The following is a 22,048-nucleotide window of genomic DNA, read 5'->3' as shown; positions in this document are numbered from 1 at the left end:
GCTCTCCTTACCGGGTCCGGATCTTCGGTTCGTGTGCGGGGAGGAGGGTCGCGGCCGCGACCTCTCGCAGTCCACCGGTGATCGCTCCGTCGGTGCTCAGCGGTGCGAGGATCGACGCTTCGGCGGCTTCTATCTCGTTCGCACCGGCGACGACCAGCAGCGCCGCGGTGACCAGTACCCGAGTGGACGGTGGTTCGAAGTGGAAGATTTCGTCGGCGGTGCGGATGCTCATCGCGCATGCGACGAGCCGTTCGGCGACGACACGGTCGACACCGGTTTCGACGACAAGCAGATCGATCTCCCGTTCGGGTGCCAGGTAGTCGAGCGGCAGCGTCACGAATCGTTGGCGGAACGAAGGTTTCAGGTCCTTGAGGGAACTCCGATAGGCCGGGTTGTAGGAGCACACCAGCATGAAGGAATCGGGTGCGGGCACCACCTCACCGGCGCGGTCGAGGTAGAGGGTGCGGCGATGGTCGGTCAGCGAGTGCAGGATCGCCAGCGAGTCGTGGCGAGCCTCGACCACTTCGTCGAGGTAGCAGATCGCGCCGTCCTTGACCGCCTTCGTCAACGGCCCGTCACACCACACGACGTCGCCGCCGGCCACCGTGAATCTGCCCACCAGGTCGGAACTGGTCAGGTCGTCGTGGCAGCTGACGGTGACGACCGGCCGGCCGAGAAGCCCACCCATGTGCTCGACGAAGCGGGTCTTGCCGCAGCCGGTCGGGCCGGTCAGCATAACCGGAAGTCGTTGCCGGAAAGCATGTTCGAACAGTTGGACTTCGTTACCGGACGCGTAGTACACAACGTTGTCGCTCATGCCGTCACCAGTTCCCGATGCACGTGGGCGAGCACCCGGGGGAGATGCTCGACCCGGTGGATGCGCTGGGATCGACCGGGCCCGAACACCTCCGGCAACGGATCGACCCGGGTCGGGCCGACTCCGATGTAGTACACACAGACCCCCGAGTCCTCGGCTTCCTCCACGGCGTGGGCGACGTCGGCCCAGGCGTACCGGCCTTCGTATCCCTCGTCGGACATCAATCCGTCTCCGATCACGAGCAGCAGGCGCCGTTCCGACGGCTGGTCGAGCAGCCGACGGGTCAGGTGCCGTAGCGGTGCACCGAGCCGGGTGTAGCCGCCGGTCGTCAGACCCGACGCACTCGGCACGACGAACCGCCGGTCGTCGAAGTCCTTCAGACAGCGCACTTCCACCCGGTGCCGCGTGTTGCCGCTGAACACGAAGATTCCGTGGCGTTCGCGGGCGAGCGTCATCGCGCGCGAGAGCGCGTCGGCGCACGCCAGTTCCAGCACGAACACCTTGCCGCGGTGAACGCCGAGCGACGAGCTCCCGTCGAGCAGCAGTGCGGTGGTCACGTCGCGGGAACTCGGGAGCAGGTCCCGGAAGATCCGGGGCTCGGACGCGTGTCCGGTGAGCGTGTCGACGTGATGTTCGAGGTACGCGTCGACGTCCAGGTCGGCGCCGTCCTCGAGACGACTCGTCATGGCACGGTGGGTGTTCCGTTCGAACCAGCGGCGCACGTCGGCGGCGACCGGAATCGGCGCGGCGGACCGGGCGGGTGTCCGGGTCTCCAGCACCGCGACGTGGTCCGGCAGGAACGACTCACGCCACGCGTTCCACTCCGGATAGGGAATGCCGATCCTTTCGTCGGGGCGGATCTCGACGTCCTCGTCCTCGGGTCTGCTCGGCGGCGGCAGATTCGGGTTGCGGACGCCGCCGTCACCGCCGACCGGGATGGACATCAGGCGTACCGAGTCGGCTCGCGGGGAGGTCCACGGCATCCGTCCGTACATGCGCCTGACGGCGGCCGCGAAGGTGGTGCGGGGGTGCTCCGCCAGCGGCAGGCGACCGAGCACCGGATGCGGCGTGAGCGGTTCCCGCGACCGTGCCAGCGTGTCGGTCATCCGCAGCATGGCGACGCTGTCGGTGTCCCCGTCGATCGGCTCGTGTCCCGGAAGCAGCCTGGTCAGATCCGGCAGCAGACCCGGCCATCGGATACCGACCCATCCCAGCGCGACGTTGCCTTCCACGACGGTGAGCGCGGCGCGTTCCCGAGCGGACAACTCGTGCAACGGATACCGGGCGATACGGTCCTTCGACGGTGAACATTGCAGTGCCACACCGCACGTCAGCGTCCTGACGGTCCAGTCGGCCACCGGAGGCGGGTACGGAACATGGACCACCCGCCGCGTGCCGCCCAGGCCGAAACTGCGCCGCTCACCGGACACGAGACGCGCATCTCGCCTCCGGCCTTCGGAGAGCGCCACCGCGGTGACGGCACAGGTCCGCTCGATCGTCAGCGGTGAGACACCCGCCGCGGTCACGTGCCGACTCCTCCACCGGATGCGCGGTTCATGCGTGACGCGCCTAGAAGGTTCCGATATTGGAGAACACCCAGTACCAGAACGCGATGACCAGGCCCATCGCGCCCCACGCCACGATCAGTCGCAGAATGTCGAGCCACATCGTCCCACCTCCGGTCGAGCGCCCGGCTCCTGCGGCTGCTCGATGCTCCCAGGACTGACTGCAGTCAGTTCTTGATCGACAGGACGCTAGGCGAGATCGGATCGGTCCGCTGCCGGAATCAAGAATTGTCTGTGATTTTCCCCAGGAACGAACCCGGTTCACCTGTGACAAGATGCAGATTCTTTATTGACTTCGGTCAACAAGTGGAGGCGGGAACACGAAGGCGAGTGTGGACCGAGGCCACGACGGGTACCTCCGTGCAATGGCACCCCTCCGTCTCGTCGTCACCGGCGCCAGCGGCAGCGTCGGAACCGCCCTCCTCGCACGACTGTCGGCGCAGTCCGACGCGTACGAGGTCGTCGCCGTCGCGCGCCGTGTCCCGCCCTCGATCGGGCCGTATCGACACGCCTGCTGGCACGCGATCGACGTCGGCGACCCGGATGCGGAGGAAATGTTGTGCCGAGCCTTCGACGGTGCCGACGCCGTCGTCCACCTCGCGTGGGCATTCCAGCCCTCGCATCGTCCGGACCTCTTGCGGCGCACTGCGGTCGACGGCACCCGCGCGGTCATGGCGGCCGCAGCCCGGGCAAGTGTCGCACACGTGGTGCACATGTCGTCCGCGGCCGCCTATGCCCCCGGCGCGTACGGCCGGACGGTCGACGAATCATGGCCGGCAACAGGCATTCCCACCTCGCAGTACAGCACCGACAAGGTCGAAGCCGAAAAGATCGTCGCCGAAGCCGCACGAAAGACGGGGGCTCCCGAGGTCACGGTGCTGAGGCCGGGGCTGATCGGTCAGGCCGCTGCCGGAGCGGCGCTGCGCCGGTACGCGATGCCCGCTTGGCTGCCGGCAGTGGCCATGCGCGTACTCCCGATCCTGCCGCTCGACCCGTCCGTTGCGCTCCCCGCCGTTCACGCGGCGGACGTGGCCGCGGCCGTCGAACTCGCCCTCGCCGCGCCCGGCGCCGGAGTGGTGAACCTGTCCGCCGCCGACCCGGTCCGCACGGAGGACGTCGTCGAATCTCTCGGGATCCGGCCGTGGAGAGTCTCGCGTCGGACCCTGCGCGCCCTCGCACAGGTCACCTGGCGGGCACATCTGCAACCGGTGCACGGCGGCTGGATCGATCTCGCATACGACACTCCGCTGCTCGACTGCAGCCGCGCGCAGCGCGTGCTCGGCTGGTCTCCGGCCGTTTCCGGCCGGGAGGTGTGGCGGGAGACGATCGCGGGTATGCGCTCGGGTGCGAGCGGAACGGGGCCGGTACTCGGGGCCCGAAGCCCACGAGAGATGGTCGCCGACCTGGTCGCCGGCGGTACCGTCGGCATACGACGGGTGCCGTGACACCAGGGCAAGCAATCGTCGGAACAGAGGTGGGACGGTGGCACGAGCAGCGGTGTGGAAGACCCGGGCGGACTGTGACCGGGTATGGGAGGTGCTCTCCGACGGCTGGACCTTCCCCGGCTGGGTGGTGGGCGCCGCGCGGGTGCGGGCGGTCGACGCCGACTGGCCGGCCCCGGGTACGCGCATCCATCATTCGGTGGGGTTGTGGCCGGGACTCCTGCACGACTCGACCGAAGTCGTCCGCTCCGTCCCGCGGTCCGAACTGGTTCTGCACGCGCGTGCCTGGCCGTTCGGTGTCGCCGAGATCCTGTTGCGCCTCACCGAACGCAACGGTGGATGTGAAATCGAGATGCGTGAGCACGCGATCACCCCGCCGTGGAAGTGGCTTCCCGACCTCGTCCAGGATTGGTCGGTGTACCCGCGTAACCGGGAATGCCTGCGCCGACTGTCGTTGATCGCCGAGCACGCGACCGATCCGGCGGCGGGTACGGCAGGTGAGGTGTGAGTCCGAGCGCCGAACAGGTCGACGCGGTCGTCGTCGGAGCGGGCCCGAACGGACTGACCGCGGCCGCTCTGCTCGCCGATGCGGGATGGGACGTCCTGATCCTCGAAGCCCAGCCCGAGCCCGGCGGAGCGGTCCGTACCGCCGAACTGCACCCGGGTTACCGCGCCGACCTCTTCAGCGCGTTCTATCCGCTGGCCGCCGTCTCTCCCGTCTTCGCCGAGCTCGACCTGCCCGCCCACGGGTTGGCGTGGTCCAGGTCCCCCGCGGCGTTCGGGCATCCGCGTGCGCCGGAGGACGAGGACGCGGTGACGTTGCGGCCCACGGTGCAGGAAACGGCGGACGACCTCGAGCGGCGGTGTGCCGGTGACGGGGACGCGTGGATGCGCCTGTACGAGCAGTGGACGATGATCCGCGAACCCTTCCTACGCACCTTGCTCGGTCCGTTCCCGCCGATCCGGAGCCCACTCACGGCCCTGCGCCGCCTCGGCCCCGGCGAGACGCTCCGCTTCGCCCGAATGCTGGCGCTGCCGGTGCGACGGATGGCACAGGAACTGTTCGAGGGCGAAAGTGCCGGACTACTGTTCCAGGGCAATGCCGCGCACGCGGACATCCCGGTCGACGCCGCCGGCAGCGGCCTGATGGGCTATCTGCTCACCATGATCGGGCAGGACGTCGGGTATCCCGTTCCGAGAGGCGGCGCGGGTGAACTGACAACCGCGCTCGTGCGCCGCGCGACAAGCGCCGGAGCCCAGCTGCGTTGCGCCCGTGAGGTGGAACGCATCGAACCTACAGGCGATGCGACGATCGTGCACACCACCGGCGGCGAGCGCATTACCGCGCGGCGGGCCGTGCTGGCCGACGTCTCCGCGACGGCGCTGTACGGGAAACTGCTGCCGCCGGAGGCCCTTCCGGACCGCGTGCGGCACGACGTGCTCCGATTCGAATGGGACACGCCCGTGGTGAAGGTGAACTACGCGATGTCCCAACCCATTCCGTGGCGGTCGGCGAGTCTGCGCAGCGCGGGCACCGTGCACATCGGCGCCGACAGCAACGGACTGGTCCGCTGGGGTGCGGATCTCAGCACGGGCACGGTGCCGCGCTCCCCGTTCGTGATCATCGGTCAGATGACCACCGCCGATCCCACCAGATCACCCGCGGGAACCGAAAGTGCTTGGGCGTACAGTCATCTCCCGCGTGGAGTGTCGGACGACGACGCCGGCACCGCCCTCGCGCAGCGCATGGACGAGACACTCGAGGCCTACGCCCCCGGCGCGCTGGCCAACGTCGTCCATCGCAGTGTGCAGCTACCCTGTGACCTCGAGCTCGCCGACGCCAATCTCGTCGGTGGCGCGGTCAACGGAGGCACGGCGCAGCTGCACCAGCAACTGGTGTTCCGGCCGATCCCCGGTCTCGCCGGGCCTCGCACAGCGGTCGACCGTGTCTATCTCGCCGGTGCGGCCGCGCACCCGGGTGGCGGTGTGCACGGTATGTGCGGCGCGCACGCCGCCGCCGCCGCGCTGGCCGATCACGGCATCACGGGACGTCTGCGCGGGCGGGTTCGGGGCATGATCGCGCACGCGCTCGCCGACTAGCGGGTTCGAGCGCTCGGGCGGCCTCATCGGCCGCAACAGGGCACCATGGACGGATACGCGTATCCCTCCGCACCCGGGAGCCCCGATCCCGCCGAAGCATCCGCAACAGTCGTATCGCAACGGCATCGGCAGCGTCGCCCTGATCACGGGCATCATCGCGATCGTGTTCGCGTTCGTTCCGATCGTCGGGGATATCGTCACGATTCCCACCGGCATTGCGGCAGTGATCTGCGGATGGTTCGGCTTCACCCGCGCCGAGAAGGGGCCGGCGTCGAACCACCGAGAGGCGCTGACCGGTATCACCCTGGGTACCGCGGCGCTGTTCGTCGTCTTCCTCGTCTTCGTCGCGACGCACAGCCCCGGTGGATGACCGGCGGATCCACAGTGGCGGTCAGGTGTCCTGCTCGACGAGAGGTGCAGTGGGAAACGGACAATCACCGCATACTCCGCCGGACGGGGTGCGGTAGAACAGACAGCAGCTGCGCCGACGCCCGGACACCGGATCCAGGGCTGCACTCAACCGGGCATCGCGGAGCAATGCGGCGGTGACCGCATCGGCGCTCGCACCGAGGACGCCGCCCGCACCGCGCAGGGCCGATGCGACGTTGCCCCACAACAGTCCCGGCGCCACGATGTCGCACCACGCGTCGATCAACGGGACGAGCTGACCGTCGAGGACCTCCGACTCCGCCGGTCCGCCGAAACGCGGTTGCCGGATATGCAGACGAATTGATCCGGATTCGTTGCACCACAACAGTTCTTCGTCGCCGAGGCTCACGCAGCGACCCGCGACGGCGACCGAGCCGACCGCGACCGACCAGAGCCGTGCGGCATATCCGAAGAACACCGTCGACGCGGCGACACGAGTCTCGGTGACCCCCATCAGTTCGGCGGTGGACGCGACGAGGTCGTCGCGGGCAGCAGGTTCACGCAGCGTCGCCGTCGGCTGCCAGGTTCCGGTCGGTACCGGTCCGGCACCCACAGTGAAGTAGGAACCGTGGGTGGCGAGCCTGTCGAGTGTCGTGGTTGCGTCCAGGTCAGGCATGTCCGATCTCCGCTTCGATTTCGGACGCCATTGTGCCGGACGCTCTGGAGGCGGTGGACGCGGCGAACGTGTGTCACACGTCGAAGAGACGGAACTGCGCTTGCTGGGCGCGCGCATCGGTGTCCTCGCGGTATCGCTCGGCCATGGCCTGCGCGAGCGATACGTCGCAGCCGAGTTCCTCGGCCACCGCGCTCCAGTCGTGCCCGGCCTGACTGAGCTGCCACGCCAGCTCGTGCAACTGTTCGTCCATCTCCATCTCGCTACCCCTCGCAGGTCCGGATGTGTGGTGCGCTTCCGGTACGGTAACCCGCCCGGAACCGTTCCGGGCGGTAACATGCCGACGTAAGCTCACCGAAGTGCGTCCGGGGCTCTGCGACTGCGGGATACGATGCTGGCACCCATCCACTCTTCCGAGGTGATCGGAGTCGGCATGAGCAAGCTGGAGAACTCGCTGTCCGAGGACGAATTCGTTCTGGTTCGGGAAACCAAGAAAGCGCAGATGGCGGATCTCGACGAGGACGCCTTGATCGACCTGCACAGCCGGGTTCGCCGGGCTCGCAACAAGTACGTGAAGCTGTACCGCCGGGCCGGAGCCGAAAAGGTGGACAAGAAGAAGTCCCGGGCGACGGGTCGGTCGGCGAACCAGCGCAATGCGGGCAAGGCCGAGGTGTTCGAGGACGCGCTGGCGCGGGTGAGCAGGCGACTCGGCGCGGTGGCCCGGCAGTCCGCCGAAGCCCTCAAGCAGGAGCGGTTGGCCCTCGCCCGGGTGGACTCCCCGGTCGCCGGCGACGGCGCCACGGGCCAAGGCAAGGTGAAGTCCTCGGGGAAGATTCGCGTCGATTCGACGCGGGAGTCGTCCGGCCGCAAGAAGTACGAGGCGTCGAGCATCGCTGCCGGTGCACGTCGGCAGGCCAAGAAGGACAAGAAGAAGAGCTGACGATTCCGGCTACTCGACCGCCGCGGCGAAACCGATGATCACGCAGACGATCACGAAGTCGATCGCCAGCAGCGGCCAGATGAATCGCAGATAGCGGTCGTACCCGACCTTCGCCATCGCGAGTCCACCGACGACGACGACGTTGGTCGGGGCGACCAACAGCATCAGACCGTGTCCCATCTGGAATGCGGTGATAACCAGATCCCTTCCGACACCGGCGAAGTCGCCGAGCGGGGCGAGCAGCGGCATCGCCAGCGTCGCATGCCCCGACGAGGACGGGATCAGGAACGCCAGCGGAATGTTCACGACCGTCACGAGAATCGCGAACACGGCCGAGGACGCGCCGCTCACCAACTGCTCCATCGCATTCAGGACGGTGTCGAGGGTTTCGGTGTTGTTCAGGATCACCGACACCCCGCGGGCGAGCATGATGACGATCGCGGGTCCGACCATGTCTCCGGCGCCCTGGGTGATGAGAGATACGGTCTTCTTCTCCCCCATGCGGGCGACGAGACCGACGACCAGCGCGGCGAACACGAACAGCATCGCCAGTTCCGGGAACCACCAATTCAATTCGAACCAGTACGGCTGCGCGGCGGTTTCGTGGTACTGCTCGTATTCGGCGGGCCCGGGATCCGCGCCGAAGATCGCCGACCACGGGATCACCGCGAAGATCATCAGCCCGAACGTGAAGACGGTGATGGCGAGCACCGATTTCTGTACCCGCGAAAGCCTCTCGTCGGGCGGCGGTCCGTCCTCGGCAGCCTCCGGCTCGATGTCGGTGTCGGAGTCTGTTTCGGAGTCGAATCCGACGAGCGAGCGGGACGGGTCACGCTGGACCCGGCGCGCGTATCGCACGACGAACACGACGGACACCGCGGTGAGCACGACCCACAACAGCACGCGCAGGACGATGCCGTCACCGATCGACACTCCCGCCTCTCCGGACGCGACACCGATCGAGAACGGATTGACCGTCGAGGCCATAGTTCCGGTCAGAGCACCCACGATGATCGTTGCGGCTGCCACCATCCGGTCGTAGCCGAGTGCCAGCATCAACGGCACGATGAGGGCATAGAAGCCGAAGGTCTCGACCGAGAATCCCATCGTGGAACCCAGCAGCGAGAACAACGTCATGATCACGGCGATGAGCAGCCATCCCCGATCACCGAGTCGCGCACCGAGTCCGCTCACCGCGACCTCGAGGCTGCGCGTGGCGAAGCTGACCGAGATGAACGCACCGAGCGCCATGATGAACAGCACCACCCCGACCGAACCGAAGAGCCGGCCGAGGTTGTCGGGATCAACGAATCCGCTTACCGGGTCCTGTATTCCGTAGAGGCCGTTGACGGGGGAGAGGATCAGCTCGCGCACCCGCTCGCCGAACGTCAGTGGCGAGTCGATCTGCTCGAACGACCCGGGTATCGGGGCGCCGTCCTCGTCCGTCGCGAAACGACCGGCAGGAATCACCAGGGCGGCGAGCCACACCACGACGGTGACCAGCGCCAGCACCGTGATCGAGCCCGGGAACTCGAACTTCTTCTTCGCGGGTGCGGCGGATTCGGTTTCGGCGCTCATGGCTGCTCCCGGTAACGGCGGGCGAACTCCCCGAAGAACAACGCCTTGGCGACGACGGCCTTCTCCAGTTCGTCGATCAGGACACGTTCGTTGGGACCGTGGATGTTGGCGTAGCCGTCGGTCGCCCCGAAGAGGAGCTTCTCAGCGCGCGGCACGGCTTCGTGCAGTGCCATGACGAGGGGGATCGAACCACCACCGGCCAGCAGTCCGGCGGTGCTTCCCCAGGCCTGCGCCAGGGCGCTGATCGCCGCGTCGAACGCGGGTCCACCGGTTGCGGCCGCGAATCCGTTTCCGGTTTCCCCGGCGGTGACCACGAGTCTCTGCCCGAGTGGGCGCAGGGCTTCGAGATGCCGGATCAGTGCGTCCTGCGCCTCCTCCGCGTCCTGCTCGGGATGCACACGAAGGTTCAACGATGCGCGCGCCGATCCGGCCACCGCGTTCACGGCACCCTCGACCGAGGGCGCGTCGAATCCGGTGACGGTGATGGCGGGGCCCGACCAGATCCGTTCTCCCAGGCCGCCCGTACCGAGAAGGGGGCGGCCCTCGAGTATCTCGGCGAGATCGCGGAACTCCTCCTCCGTGTACGACGCGCCCGTCCACTCCTCGCGCCGGAGTCCGTCGACCGCGACGTTGCCGTCCTCGTCGTGCAGGGTGGCGAGTGCGTGGATCAGCGCGAGCCGTGCGTCGGGTGCGGCGCCGCCGTACAGGCCGCTGTGCTTGTCGGCGGCGAGGGTCTCGGCCGCGACCGTCACGGACGCCGACCCGCGCAGTGCAACCGTCAGCGTCGGAGCTCCGGGGCGGACGCTGCCGACGTCGGCGATCACCATGGCGTCGGATTCGAACACTTCCGGCGCCTGCACGGGATAGAAGTCGAACGGGCTGCCCACCTCCTCCTGACCTTCGAGGACGATGCGCAGTGTCACCGGGGGCTTGCCGTCGTAGATGCGGAGCGCACCGAGGATTCCGATGATGTTGGCCTTCGAGTCGGCGGTACCGCGTCCGTAGATCGCGCCGTCACGCTCGTCCGGCTCGAACGGCGGGCTCTCCCACAGATCGGTGTCGTCGGCGGGAACGACGTCGTAGTGCGTGTAGAGCAGGACCGTCGGTGCGCCTTCCGGGCCGGGGACGGTCGCGACGATCACCGGCGCCGTCTTGCCCTCGATCACCAGGTCCTCGATCTGTTCGACGCCTGCGTCCCGCAACAGCCGAACGACGAGATCGTGCGCCTCGAAGAGCGGTTCCGGCGGGTATCCGGCGGCGGAGATCGACGGAATCCGTACCAGCCGGCACAGATCGGAGACCAGTTCGGGCATGAGTCTCGCCGCAATATCCTCGACGGGCTCGGATATCCAATTGCGGGAATCAGACATGCCTACCTCGATCCGTGTAGGAAATGTGCGACCCACCGGAGTATGGCACCGAACCCCGCGCTCGGTCCGGCATTTTGGACAAGGTGGTCGCCACCAGACTCTAGATTCGCCCTTTGTGAAATATCATAGGACCGAACGCAATCGCGGCGCGCTCGAGGTGGGGTGGATCTGTGAACACCCGTGAGCACATTATCGCCGAGCGCGCCGACCTCGTGGATCTACTCCGCTCGCTGACGCCGGAACAGTGGGAGACGCCGTCACTCTGTGAGGGGTGGTCCGTGCTCGATGTCGCCGGCCACCTATCGATCGACGGTGTGCCGTTTCACCGCTATTTCCTCGCCGGACTGCGCAATCCGTCCGTCGACCGGCTCAACCGGCATTACGTCGAGGCAGCACGCAACATACCTGTGGACCGCCTCGTCGACGGCCTGACGACATCGCTCTCCGGAAGCTGGTTCCCCCGTTGGTTCCCGCGGCTGACCCTCGCCGATCATCTTGTGCACCAACAGGACATCCGCCGTCCCCTGGGGATTCCCCGGGCCATCGATGCCGATCGCCTTCGCTTGGTCCTCGACAATCCGGATCCATTCGCCCGACCCTCCCGTTACATCCGCGGGCTGCGTCTCGTCGCCAGCGACATTGCGTGGGAGCGGGGCGACGGCCCGATGGTGCGAGGCACCGGCGAAGCACTCGCGTTGGCGATGGTCGGCCGACGCGCCGTGCTGGACGAACTCGAGGGACCCGGCCTCGAATTGCTGCGCTCGCGCATCGAACGGGCCTGACCTGCGCCGACAACGCCCGTGGCGATCGCGGGTACGAACAACCGGCACACGGTTTCTATTGTGTCGGCATGACGATTCGCCCCGATCTCCTGGACGTTCTCGCACGCCGCGCCCTCACCGAGGACTCGGCGCGGCCCGACGCCGTCGAGAAACTGCATGCACGCGGTGGGACCACCGCTCGCGAACACATCGCTCGCATCGTCGATCCGGGCAGCTTCGTCGAATACGGCCGCTTCGTCACCGCAGCGCAGGAAGCGCGCCGCAGCATGGACGAACTGCTCGACCGCACGGTCGCGGACGGCATCGTCGGGGGAGTGGCGACGATCGACGGACGGCCGTGCGCGGTCCTGTCCTACGACTATCTCGTCATGGCGGGAACCCAGGGGATGCGCGGGCACCGCAAGACCGATCGCCTGATCGAGGTCATCGGCCGGCTCCGCCTGCCCACCGTGTTCGTCGCATCCGGCGGTGGCGGACGCCCGGGCGATACGGATCTCCCGTTGGTGTCGGCTCTGGACGTGACCACGTTCGCCGAGTGGGCCGCGCTGTCGGGCCGGGTCCCGCGGATCGCTGTCGTCGACGACAACTGCTTCGCCGGGAACGCCGTCATCGCCGGATGCGCCGACCTCATCGTCGCAACACCGCGTGCGTCGTTGGGCATGGGCGGTCCGGCGATGATCTCCGGCGGCGGACTGGGCGATGTCGCCGCTGCGGACATCGGGCCGCTCGACGTGATGATCGAGAACGGGGTCGTCGACATCGCGGTGGACGACTCCGAGGACGCGGCGGAGATGGCGTGCCACCTGCTCGGCTACTTCCTCGGGCGGTCCGAGACATGGTCCGCAGCAGATCAATCCGTTCTCCGCGACCTCGTACCCGAGCACGAACGCACGACCTTCGACGTCGTGCCCGTCGTCGAGACGCTGTGCGACGAGGAGTCCGTCATCGTGCTGAGACCCGGATTCGCACCCGAATTGTGCACCGCCCTGGGACGAATCGAAGGACGTACGGTCGGGATCCTCGCGAACGATTCCCGCTACACGGCCGGGGCGATCACCTCCGACGGCAGCGACAAGGCCGCTCGGTTCCTGCAGTTGTGCGACGCGTACGGATTCCCGGTGATCTCGCTCGTCGACACCCCGGGCATCATGGTCGGCCCGGACGCGGAACGGACCGGCCTGGTTCGGCACGCGTCACGTCTGCTCGTCGCCGCTGCACGGATCCAGGTGCCGTTCATCGGCGTGATCCTCAGGCGCGCTTACGGACTCGGAGCCCAGGCGATGCTAGCGGGCAGCACCCACTCGCCGTTGATGACGATCGCGTGGCCCGGAGCAACCATGGGTGCGATGGGACCCGAGGGTGCCGTGCGACTGTCGATGCGCGCCGAACTCGAGGCGATCACCGACGACGACGAACGCGAGGAACGCGTCCGGCAACTGACCGAGATGCTGCGCGCCAACTCCACCGGCCTCGACGCGGCCCGGTACTTCGAGATCGACGACGTGATCGATCCGGCCGAAACCCGCTCCCTCATAGCTCATCTGGTGGAGGCTGCGGACGCCGGTGGGGGCATCTCCGGGAGTGGGGGTGCCGTCGATACGTGGTGAAACCCGGTGTGCCTTTGTGGCGGCCCTGACCGCCACAAAGGCACACCGGCAGCGCAGCTGCACCTACGGGTAGTTGGGGTTGTTGAACGTCGGGATCTCGATGCTGATCGTCTGCAACTCCGACATGTACAGCAACACGAACTGGCGCAGCAGTTCGTCGAACGCCCAGTAGGCGTCCGGTGCGAGCGGCAACGGCAGCAAACCTTCGCGCACCGCGATGAACGGCCGCCACCCGACGTTCAGCAGCGTGCCCCAGACCGGTTCGGGAGGGATCTTCAGCCAGTCGGCGATCCGGTCGCCGAGCACGTAGCGGGTCAGCGCCCCCAGGATCGGCCGGGTCAGCAGCGTGAAGTCCAGTCCCGCACCGAGATCGAGGAGCATGTCGGCGAGTTTCAGCCCCTCCGGCGTGGGCGCGAGGATCGGATCGAGCACCTGCGTCGCCTGGGATTCGGCGTCCGCCCACGTCGCAGGAATGTACTGATCCTGGATACCGAGCATGTGCGCGCTGACCTGCCATGAATGCAGGAACGCCTCGCTCTCGTCCGCCGCGACCGGCACCTGCCAGTTCTTCAGCACGCGCATCACCGTGGTGGGGAGGCTGTGCCAGGTGACCATCATGTCGTGCTGGCTGATGGGATATTCCTCCGGCGCCACGTTCACCCAGTGCGACGACTGCGGCAGCAGGTACCGCACCCCGGCGTGCGCGAGACGCGTCTTCAGGCCCGTCACGATCATCTCGCCCTCGGGCAGATAGGCATTGCGCGAACCGATGTCGTATCCGAGTTTCGCGGTCCGCGAGATGCGGCGCTTCATGTTGGCGCCGCCCTTGGAGTAGTAGACGGCGACCGATTCCTTCGGGATGACGGTGCTCATCATGCCGCTCGCGAAGCCGTAGAGGACACCGAGATAGAGCCCACGCTTGTCGTTGAATTTCACTGCGGTGGCGAGCTTTCCGACATCCGCCCATTCCGGGAGCTGTCGATGCCGCTCGAGAAAGTCCTGCAGGTCGGCGGGCAGCCCGGCGGGGAGTGGCTGCCCGTTCTTCTTCCACCCGCGCAACAGGTCGTTGACCACGGGGACCTCGCCGCGCTCGAAGAGTGACGCGACCAGCGTGTCCGCCTCCGCATCCCACACCAGGCGAGGATCCGCGCCGTCGCCGGTACCGGGTATCGACCCGGCCGGCGACCATCTCCACGGACGGGCCTGCGCCGGGGACGCTGCCGCGACCGCCGCCAGCGCTGCGAGCGCCCCTCCGGTTTTCAGAACGTTCCGCCTGCTCAGATCGGACATCTGCAGCCCCCATTGGCTTCGATGTGGCAATGTAACAGCAACGGTTGCCTTGTATCAGGAGAGCACATCACCACGATCCTCACGGAAGATTCACGGAATCCGTCCCGAAGCGTCACCCTGTAACAGAGCAATCACAGGAGGTAGCCGTGGAATCAAGATCGTCGACCCGGTCGGGATTGTGCAGATCGACGTCGCTTCTCGAACGCGCGTACAGCGACGCCGTCGAGCCGGCGGGCGACACCGACACGACCCGCACCCGGCTGCTCGATGCCGCATACGACCAGTTCTGCCGGATGGGCATACAGCGGTCGACGATGGAGGATGTCGCCAAGCGCGCCAACCTTTCCCGCATCACGATCTACCGCAAGTTCGACACCAAGGAGTCCCTCGTCGACCAGGTGATCCTGCGGGAGTTCAGCCGGTATTTCACCCGGTTCATCGAGGAGGTCGCCGGCGCCCCCACGGTCGCCGACCGTGTGACCCTCGGCTTCGTGAGCTCGCTGCGGACGATCCGCACCAATCCGCTCGTCACCGCGCTGATCGAAACCGACCCCACCTCGTTCGCCGGATCCATCATCGGTGCGAACGGCGAAATGCTCTCGGCAGTACAGTCATTCGTTGCCGGACAGCTTCGACGCGAGCAGGCGTCCGGCACCGTCGCCGCGGAACTCGACGTCGACCTGGTCGCGGAGATGATGGTCCGGATCACCGGCTCGTTCCTCGCTTTTCCCAGCCGCATCGTCGATCTCGACGACGACACCGAACTGACGGCGATCGCACGCCGGTTCCTGGTGCCCATGCTGCAGGTGCCGCAACAGGAAGCCGGCTGAGTCACCCACCGAAGCAAGGATGTTCCCACCCCGACGTCATCGGAAGGCTCAACCGTGCAACATACGCTCGACGAACTGGGTTACTACCTGCTTGCCGGAGCGGGCGGCGACGGGCCGAGAGCTCTGGTCGAGGAGGCCCGCCGCGGAGAGGAACTCGGCTTCGGCACCGCGTTCATCTCCGAACGGTGGAACGTGAAGGAAGCGTCGTCGCTGACCGGGGCCGCCTGCGCGGTCACCGAGCGCATGCGAATCGCCACCGCGGCGACCAACCACAACACCCGGCATCCCCTCATCACCGCGTCGTGGGCCACCACGATGCACCGACTCTCCGGCGGGCGGTTCACCCTCGGCATCGGCCGCGGAATCGCCGCCGTGCACTCCGCGTTCGGGGTGCCCGAGGTGACCACCGCACAGATGGAGGACTTCGCCCAGGTCATGCGCAGGCTGTGGCGCGGCGAGGTCGTCGTCGGGCACAACGGTCCCATCGGTGAATACCCGCTGCTGTTCCTCGATCCCGAATTCGACGAGGACATCCGCCTCGCCCTGGTGGCCTTCGGCCCCCGCTCGCTCGCGCTGGGCGGCCGAGCGTTCGACGACGTCGTCCTGCACACCTACTTCACGCCCGACACCCTGCAACGGTCGGTGGCGATCGTGAAGAAGGCCGCCGAGGAGGCGGGCCGCAACCCCGACGAGGTCCGGGTGTGGTCGTGCCTCGCGACCGTCGGCGACCACCTTCCCGAGGAACTGCGGTTGAAGAAGACCGTGGCGCGGCTCGCGACATACCTGCAGGGCTACGGCGACCTACTGATACGGACGAACAACTGGGATCCCGCTGTGCTGCAACGGTTCCGAAGCGACCCGGTGGTGCTCTCGATTCCGGGCGGGATCGACCACAAGGCGTCGGCCGATCAGATCGAGCACATCGCGACCCTGCTTCCCGACGAATGGCTCGAACCCGCAGCCACCGGATCCGCCGGGCAATGCGCACAACGGATCCGACGCGAGTTCGACCACGGTGCCGACGCGGTGATCCTGCACGGCTGCACACCCGACGAACTGGAGCCGATCGTCACCGCCTATCGCGCGAGCTGATCCGGGGAAGCCCACCGGGCAACGGTCGCAATCGTCCGAACGCACGACGGCGCCGACGACCGACCCCTGATAGCGTCCACGCGGATCAGAGGAGGAGCACGCATGCACCGGCGGCCACGAGCGACACGGTTCGGCACGATCGCCGTCGCCGCGGCCGCGATCGCCGGGATCACGACCGGTCCCGCCGTCGCGTCCCCGCCGGAACAAGGTACGTGTCCGCACACGATCGTCTTCGGTGTCGACGGCACCCTCAAGGTCGGCAAGCCCACATCGACCGTGCATCCGATCCTCGAGGGCCTGGCCGAGCGCGGGGCACGCACCGTACGGATCGACTATCCCGGGGAAATCAGTCCGCTCGGGATCCACACGTACGACCGGTCCAAGGAGATCGGGGTCCGTGAACTGCACCGGCAGATCACCCTCGCTCACACCGAGTGCCCCGGGGCGGCGTATCGCGTCGTCGGCTTCTCCCAGGGTGCCGCGATCGCCGGTGACGTCCTCGCCGACCTCGCGCAGGACGTGAACCGCCCGACTGATCTCGCCGGGGTGGTGATCGCCGACCCCCGCACCCCCGGCACCGGCGCGGAGGTCATCGCGCCGGGAACTCTTCCGGGGATCTCGTTCACGGGGGAGCGCGCTGCGTTCGGGACCGTTCCGGTCGCCACGGTCTGCGCCGTGGGCGACGCCGTGTGCGACATGGTCGACCCGCGCGCGGACTCGCGCGAAGCCGCGCGCCGGATCGAGCGCTACTTCGCGATTCATCAGCACTATGTGGAACTGACCGTCGGCGACCGCACGTTCGTCGACGCGATGATCGATCTCGTCGAGCATCCGCGGACCACTGTGGTCCGGGTCGGCTGACCGCGGCTCGATGGTGCCCGTCACCGCGAATTCGGTACCGTTCGAGACGACTCGCAACAGTGTGGGTCGCGTTCGGCTCGGCACAGCCGAAAGAGGGAGGTTCCCGTGGCTGGTGGTCTCGTCGCCCTGCTGGACGACGTCGCGCTGATCGCGAAGGCAGCTGCAGCATCCATCGACGACGTCGGTGCAGCCGCCGGTAAAGCCAGCGTGAAGGCCGCGGGTGTGGTCGTCGACGACACGGCCGTCACCCCGCGCTATGTGCACGGGTTCACCCCCGACCGCGAGCTGCCGATCATCCGCAAGATCGCGATCGGATCGATCCGGAACAAACTGCTGATCATCCTCCCGGTCGCGATGATCCTCAGCGAGTTCCTGCCGCAGGCGCTGCCGTACCTGCTGATCGCCGGCGGCCTGTTCCTCTGCTACGAGGGCGCCGAGAAGGTCTACGAAGCGCTCACCGGCGGTCACGGTCACCACGAGGAAGAGGACGCCACCGCGGCCGAGAAGGGGCCCGCGTTCGAGAAGACGATGGTCAGCGGTGCGATCCGCACCGACCTGATCCTGTCCGCCGAGATCATGGTGATCTCCCTGTCGTCCGTCGAGGACGAACCGTTCCTTACCCGGCTGCTGGTGCTCATCGTCGTCGCGATCCTCATCACCGCTCTGGTGTACGGCGTGGTCGCGTTGATCGTGAAGATGGACGACGTTGGCCTGGCGCTCGCAGGACGCGATTCGAAGTTCAGCCAGAAGATCGGCCGCGGTCTCGTCGCCGCGATGCCCAAGGTGATGTCGGTGCTGACCGTGGTCGGTATCGCCGCCATGCTGTGGGTCGGTGGCCACATCCTGATCGTCAACGTCGGCGAGGCCGGGTTCCATTGGCCGGCCGATCGGCTCCACGATCTCGAGCACTGGTTCGGTGAACTCGTGCACGGCGGGTTCGGTGGGGTCCTGTCGTGGACCGCGGGCACGGTGGCGTCGGCCCTCGTCGGCCTCGTCCTCGGTGCGCTCGTCGTGCTGATCATGCACCTGATTCCGGAGCGCAAGAAGCACGCGCACGAGGTCCACTGAGGCGGTAGACAGCCGCGCGGTGCATGCCACGCGCTGCTGTCTTCTCGCTCGGCGGTTAGCTACGTCCCTGCCCGGCCGATCCCGCGCACCGCGTCGGCGAACGCCCTCATCAGTTCCGGGTCCTTGACGCCGCGGCTCGACTCGATGCCGCTGGACACGTCCACACCCCACGCACCCGACGTCTCGACCGCGCGGGCCACATTGCCCGGGTTCAGCCCGCCGGCGAGGATCCACCGGCCCTGCGGCAGGCCGCTGCGGTCCTGCCAGTCCCACGTGACGCCGGCACCGGCGACCGTACCGTCGACCAACAGGAGATCGGCGCCGAAGTCCTCGTCGAGCGCCTCGGCACCGCCGGTGTTCACGGCGCGGATCACCGTCAGCCCTGCGTCGTGCAGCATCCGCACGTCGTCCGCGGACCGCAGGTCGTGCACCTGAACATGATCGATATTCGCGGCTTTCGCGGTCGCGACGACCTCGTCGAGCGGCATCTTCACGTACACCCCGACCGCGAGGACTCCTGCGGGAACTGTCGCCCGCAGGCGCGCCGCCTGCTCGACGGACACGCGGCGGGGGCTCTGGGCGAAAACGAAGCCGACCGCGTCGACCCCGAGTTCGACGGCCAGCTCCACCGTCGCCTCGTCGCGCAACCCACACATCTTGATGAACGTCACCGCATACCTCTCGCCCTCGTGTGCCTTCTCATCGACGATATTGCAGACGCCGGCCGCGGCGGGAACCTATCCCTCACGCGGGGGGTATCGAGGCTGCGCCCGGTGACGCACGCTGAATGACAACCACCGAATCGCCGAGCGACGTGGGAGGAAAGAACCATGAGTCGAATCATCCACTCCGATGCACTGTTCCGGCTCGGCCCGGAACAGACCTGGGACCTCGTCTTCGGCAACCGGCTGCAACGGTTCGTGGAGTTGTCTCCCTCCATCGTCGCGGTCGAGGACTACGAGATGCGCGCGGACGGGACACCGAGGTACACGATGGCGTTCCGCGTCGGTCCCATCACGATCCGCAGCATCTCCGACTACGCCGTCTACGACCGACCGCACAGAACCGTCAACGCCGTGCTCGGCGGTCTCTTCGGGGGCACCTACGAGATGGTCTTCGGTCCCGAAGGACCGGACACCCGATTGTCCTATCGCTGGAGAATCGAACCCAACACACCGGCGGCCCGAGTTCTGCTGCCGGTGCTCGCACCACTGCTTGCCCGCGCGCTCCGCAAGGACCTCCTCGCGATCGCGAGCGCCGCCGGGCGTACGCCGAAAGACCAGAAACGCTCCACTGCAAGATGACCGATACTGCACATCACCGTGGCGACCTCGTGAAGGGCGGAGTGCCCTATCCCGCGGCCTTGCGCACGAGTTCCCGCAGCCGCTGCTCGATCTCGTCGTTCACCTCGAGCACCGCGAAAGCCGTGGGCCAGAACGATCCGTCGTCGAGGAGAGCATCCTCGTTGAAACCGACCGTTCCGTACCGGGTGTCGAACTTCGACGCCGGTTGGTAGAAGACGACGACCTTGCCGTCGCGGGCATACGACGGGAAGCCGTACCAGGCCTTCGGGTCGAGGTGAGGAGCCTCCTCGGTCACGATCGCGTGGAGACGCTCGGCGATCTGTTTGTCGGCGCCGATCAGCGCGGCGATCGCGTCGACGCACGCCTGCGCCTCGCGCTCCCGTTTCGCGGCGCCCTTGCCGCTACGGCCCTGCTCGCGGAGTTCGGCAGCGCGCTGCTTCATCGCGGCGCGCTCTGCGTCGGTGAAGCTCGTTTCGTCACCGGTGTTCGACGCCATCGGTTCCATCCCCTCGTGAATTCCTCATCTACGTCTCGACGAAACCGGTGTTGTTGTCGATATTGCGGCCGAATATCGAAAACAATGCCGGTCTCGATCCGCCAGGATATCGAAGTTGTTGAGCGACAATCGATGTCTGGCGTCCCTTCACATCACCCTTCTGTCCCCTGCGGGTCCTGCCCACCCGCGCCGTGGTTGCGAGCTTCGATGGCCTCCACGGACTTCTCGAATTGCTTTCCCAGCAAGCGGGTTCCGACGACTCCGAGCACTCCCGCGAGAACCTTCCCCTTGAGGTTCTTGCCGTCGCGGACCACAACCACGTCCACATCGGTCTTTCCGGTGGGCTGCGGCGTCAGGGTGTAGGTGTGGCTCGAAGCTCCGCCCCACAGATTCGAATCGGTGGTCGTCAACACGACGTGGTGAGGGTCGCTCCAGTCGTAGTGCAGGCGTTCCCAGATTCCGCTCGAGCCCTCGGTGACATCGGCGTCGTGAGGGCCTTGGTGGTGCACCTCGAGATAGTTGTCCGTGCTGTTGCCGAAGAGCTCCTTGCGACCGGGCCCGAAGTCGGTGAGGCCCGCAATGAACTGCTCGGGTGTCGCTGTGGTCGTCTGGTGGAGGTGGATCGTGGTCATGGCGTGTTCCTCGATGATTGAGTGATCCGCTCCCGCCCCGGAGGCCGGGTGATGACCTGTCCAGCACACCACTGCTGAACACATCGCGAAAGAGGGACCGGATCGCGACGCCTCATGCTGCTCCCGACCAGGACGATCGGGGGACGGCAGGTATCGGCGCCCGGCACGGAACCGGACGCCGATACCGGTCACGTCAGCTCGAAGCCCGCGTCGGCAGCGCGGCCGAGATGATGGGCGAAGAACCGCGCCGAGCTGTCGCGCTCGTATTCCGGGGTGCGTCTGCCGGTATAGGCGTGCAGCGCCTTCTCCTTCGAGGCGAAGGCATCGAACAACGCGACTCCGGATGCGTTGTCGAATTCCTTCTCGTCCCATGGAATTCGGCACTCGACCGGGGTGGTGACCTTCCTTGCCGCCTCGATCAGAGCCTCGTTCACGAAGACTCCACCGAAGCCGAGGGCAGCGATCCGGGGTTCGACCGCCGCCCACATCACCCCGGTTACCACGCCCAGGTTCATGCCGCCGTAGCCGATCGGCGCCTCGTCGCCGATCTCGGGTAGGGCCTGTAGCGCGTCGAGGGTCGCCTGCCATTCCGGCACCGCACGCTCCGCCAGCGACATGTTGTACTCGGCGACGATCGGAGCGATCGGCTTGCCTTCCGTGCGCGCCGAATGGATGGCCTCGACCCACCGTTGATCCTCAACGTTTCGTGGCCGGTCACCGTGGCCTGGCGCGTCGATGGCGGCGACGGTGAACCCGTGAGCGGTCACGCCGTGGAGTGCGCCGGCCACCAGTCCCGGTGCCTTCTTGTGCATGCCGCCGGAGTGCCCGGACAGCAGCAGCGGTGCGCCTGCGGCTCCGGAGGCGGGCGTCCAGAGGACGCCGGTGATCTCACCCAGGGTGAATCGACGTTCGATGACACCGTTCGACGATGTCTCGGAGGTGAATTGCACGATGCAGCCTTTCGGGATTGCCTTGTTCAGGCGCTCCCGGCGATACCTGCTTCGATCACCCGACCGCGAACACGAGTGGGAGCACCCACATGGTTGTTGCGTTCATGGGTCTCACCTCCTCGCGTGAAGTCACGGTCGGGCGCACGCTATCAATCCGAGCCGAAGCCCGTCCATTCATTTTTCTGCCCGCACACCAACCAGGCTGAGCAGCGGCGGTCCCCAAATGCACCGAAGTGGTGGTCGGTGCACGGATATTTCCGTACACCAACCACCACTTCAGGA

23 protein-coding genes are annotated in these 22,048 nt (G+C 67.1%); 12 read left to right on the top strand and 11 right to left on the bottom strand.

What is annotated here, in order from left to right; all coding sequences use genetic code 11:
• Positions 1 to 7 precede the first annotated feature (7 nt).
• Both ACN675_RS04275 and ACN675_RS04270 read right to left on the bottom strand, forming a co-directional pair.
• A complete protein-coding gene (locus ACN675_RS04275) occupies positions 8 to 817 on the bottom strand; it encodes a CbbQ/NirQ/NorQ/GpvN family protein (RefSeq protein WP_420749673.1) in 810 nt (269 codons plus the stop codon).
• On the bottom strand, positions 814 to 2,343 hold the full coding sequence (locus ACN675_RS04270; protein ID WP_420749672.1) for a nitric oxide reductase activation protein NorD: 1,530 nt from the start codon (positions 2,341 to 2,343) through the stop codon (positions 814 to 816). Before ACN675_RS04270 ends, ACN675_RS04275 begins: the two co-directional genes overlap by 4 nt.
• 404 nt (positions 2,344 to 2,747) lie before the next feature.
• Here ACN675_RS04270 and ACN675_RS04265 point away from each other — a divergent pair, with 404 nt between their 5' ends.
• From ACN675_RS04265 to ACN675_RS04250, 4 genes are all read left to right on the top strand, one after another.
• Entirely contained in the window at positions 2,748 to 3,827 is a 1,080-nt protein-coding gene (locus ACN675_RS04265; protein ID WP_420749671.1) for an NAD-dependent epimerase/dehydratase family protein, read from the top strand.
• Between the two features lie 37 nt (positions 3,828 to 3,864).
• On the top strand, positions 3,865 to 4,332 hold the full coding sequence (locus ACN675_RS04260) for an SRPBCC family protein (RefSeq protein ID WP_420749670.1): 468 nt from the start codon (positions 3,865 to 3,867) through the stop codon (positions 4,330 to 4,332).
• The gene (locus ACN675_RS04255; protein ID WP_420749669.1) at positions 4,329 to 5,924 is read left to right on the top strand and encodes a phytoene desaturase family protein; all 1,596 of its coding nucleotides are present in this window, start codon (positions 4,329 to 4,331) and stop codon (positions 5,922 to 5,924) included. Before ACN675_RS04260 ends, ACN675_RS04255 begins: the two co-directional genes overlap by 4 nt.
• A 163-nt stretch (positions 5,925 to 6,087) precedes the next feature.
• Complete coding sequence (locus ACN675_RS04250) at positions 6,088 to 6,294, top strand: hypothetical protein (RefSeq protein ID WP_420749668.1); 207 nt, start codon at positions 6,088 to 6,090, stop codon at positions 6,292 to 6,294.
• Positions 6,295 to 6,315: 21 nt separating this feature from the next.
• On the opposite strand, the gene ACN675_RS04245 is transcribed toward ACN675_RS04250, so the two are convergent.
• Positions 6,316 to 6,969: a (2Fe-2S)-binding protein gene (locus ACN675_RS04245; protein ID WP_420749667.1), complete on the bottom strand. Its 654-nt coding sequence runs from the start codon at positions 6,967 to 6,969 to the stop codon at positions 6,316 to 6,318.
• A 73-nt stretch (positions 6,970 to 7,042) separates the two neighbouring features.
• Positions 7,043 to 7,219 carry a hypothetical protein gene (locus tag ACN675_RS04240; protein ID WP_420749666.1) on the bottom strand — a complete coding sequence of 59 codons (177 nt, stop codon included), beginning with the start codon at positions 7,217 to 7,219 and terminating at the stop codon, positions 7,043 to 7,045.
• 180 nt (positions 7,220 to 7,399) lie between these two features.
• Here ACN675_RS04240 and ACN675_RS04235 point away from each other — a divergent pair, with 180 nt between their 5' ends.
• On the top strand, positions 7,400 to 7,906 hold the full coding sequence (locus ACN675_RS04235; RefSeq protein ID WP_420749665.1) for a hypothetical protein: 507 nt from the start codon (positions 7,400 to 7,402) through the stop codon (positions 7,904 to 7,906).
• A gap of 9 nt (positions 7,907 to 7,915) precedes the next feature.
• On the opposite strand, the gene ACN675_RS04230 is transcribed toward ACN675_RS04235, so the two are convergent.
• Together ACN675_RS04230 and ACN675_RS04225 are read right to left on the bottom strand one after the other, a co-directional pair.
• Positions 7,916 to 9,484: a YfcC family protein gene (locus ACN675_RS04230; RefSeq protein ID WP_420749664.1), complete on the bottom strand. Its 1,569-nt coding sequence runs from the start codon at positions 9,482 to 9,484 to the stop codon at positions 7,916 to 7,918.
• Entirely contained in the window at positions 9,481 to 10,854 is a 1,374-nt protein-coding gene (locus ACN675_RS04225; RefSeq protein ID WP_420749663.1) for a M20/M25/M40 family metallo-hydrolase, read from the bottom strand. Before ACN675_RS04225 ends, ACN675_RS04230 begins: the two co-directional genes overlap by 4 nt.
• Positions 10,855 to 11,024: 170 nt before the next feature.
• Between ACN675_RS04225 and ACN675_RS04220 the strand changes: the two genes are divergently transcribed.
• Together ACN675_RS04220 and ACN675_RS04215 are read left to right on the top strand one after the other, a co-directional pair.
• Positions 11,025 to 11,636 (top strand): maleylpyruvate isomerase family mycothiol-dependent enzyme, encoded by a 612-nt coding sequence (locus ACN675_RS04220; RefSeq protein ID WP_420749662.1) that lies wholly within the window; start codon positions 11,025 to 11,027, stop codon positions 11,634 to 11,636.
• 68 nt (positions 11,637 to 11,704) lie between these two features.
• The gene (locus ACN675_RS04215) at positions 11,705 to 13,243 is read left to right on the top strand and encodes an acyl-CoA carboxylase subunit beta (RefSeq protein WP_420749661.1); all 1,539 of its coding nucleotides are present in this window, start codon (positions 11,705 to 11,707) and stop codon (positions 13,241 to 13,243) included.
• 63 nt (positions 13,244 to 13,306) lie between these two features.
• Here the strand turns inward: ACN675_RS04215 and ACN675_RS04210 are convergent, their stop codons facing one another.
• Positions 13,307 to 14,533 carry an oxygenase MpaB family protein gene (locus tag ACN675_RS04210; RefSeq protein WP_420749660.1) on the bottom strand — a complete coding sequence of 409 codons (1,227 nt, stop codon included), beginning with the start codon at positions 14,531 to 14,533 and terminating at the stop codon, positions 13,307 to 13,309.
• Positions 14,534 to 14,679: 146 nt separating this feature from the next.
• Between ACN675_RS04210 and ACN675_RS04205 the strand changes: the two genes are divergently transcribed.
• From ACN675_RS04205 to ACN675_RS04190, 4 genes are all read left to right on the top strand, one after another.
• Positions 14,680 to 15,363: a TetR/AcrR family transcriptional regulator gene (locus tag ACN675_RS04205; protein ID WP_420749659.1), complete on the top strand. Its 684-nt coding sequence runs from the start codon at positions 14,680 to 14,682 to the stop codon at positions 15,361 to 15,363.
• A 54-nt stretch (positions 15,364 to 15,417) separates the two neighbouring features.
• Positions 15,418 to 16,455 (top strand): TIGR03857 family LLM class F420-dependent oxidoreductase, encoded by a 1,038-nt coding sequence (locus tag ACN675_RS04200; protein WP_420749658.1) that lies wholly within the window; start codon positions 15,418 to 15,420, stop codon positions 16,453 to 16,455.
• 102 nt (positions 16,456 to 16,557) lie between these two features.
• Entirely contained in the window at positions 16,558 to 17,316 is a 759-nt protein-coding gene (locus ACN675_RS04195; RefSeq protein ID WP_420749657.1) for a cutinase family protein, read from the top strand.
• A gap of 105 nt (positions 17,317 to 17,421) precedes the next feature.
• Entirely contained in the window at positions 17,422 to 18,384 is a 963-nt protein-coding gene (locus ACN675_RS04190; RefSeq protein WP_420749656.1) for a DUF808 domain-containing protein, read from the top strand.
• A gap of 59 nt (positions 18,385 to 18,443) precedes the next feature.
• Here the strand turns inward: ACN675_RS04190 and ACN675_RS04185 are convergent, their stop codons facing one another.
• Positions 18,444 to 19,055, bottom strand: a complete 612-nt coding sequence (locus tag ACN675_RS04185) for a phosphoribosylanthranilate isomerase (protein ID WP_420749655.1) — start codon at positions 19,053 to 19,055, stop codon at positions 18,444 to 18,446.
• Between the two features lie 159 nt (positions 19,056 to 19,214).
• On the opposite strand from ACN675_RS04185, the gene ACN675_RS04180 reads away from it, so the two are divergent.
• Entirely contained in the window at positions 19,215 to 19,688 is a 474-nt protein-coding gene (locus tag ACN675_RS04180; protein ID WP_420749654.1) for an SRPBCC family protein, read from the top strand.
• Between the two features lie 46 nt (positions 19,689 to 19,734).
• On the opposite strand, the gene ACN675_RS04175 is transcribed toward ACN675_RS04180, so the two are convergent.
• The 3 genes from ACN675_RS04175 to ACN675_RS04165 form a co-directional block, all read right to left on the bottom strand.
• Entirely contained in the window at positions 19,735 to 20,184 is a 450-nt protein-coding gene (locus ACN675_RS04175) for a hypothetical protein (RefSeq protein ID WP_420749653.1), read from the bottom strand.
• A 152-nt stretch (positions 20,185 to 20,336) separates the two neighbouring features.
• On the bottom strand, positions 20,337 to 20,816 hold the full coding sequence (locus tag ACN675_RS04170; RefSeq protein ID WP_420749652.1) for a hypothetical protein: 480 nt from the start codon (positions 20,814 to 20,816) through the stop codon (positions 20,337 to 20,339).
• 188 nt (positions 20,817 to 21,004) lie between these two features.
• A complete protein-coding gene (locus ACN675_RS04165) occupies positions 21,005 to 21,766 on the bottom strand; it encodes an alpha/beta hydrolase (RefSeq protein ID WP_420749651.1) in 762 nt (253 codons plus the stop codon).
• Between the last annotated feature and the right edge of the window lie 282 nt (positions 21,767 to 22,048).

The organism is Rhodococcus sp. O3 (assembly GCF_048897285.1).
In the GTDB taxonomy this organism is placed as follows: Bacteria; Actinomycetota; Actinomycetes; order Mycobacteriales; family Mycobacteriaceae; genus Rhodococcus.
Note: the sequence above shows the minus strand (reverse complement) of the source record. Positions and strands in the feature narration are given on the sequence as shown.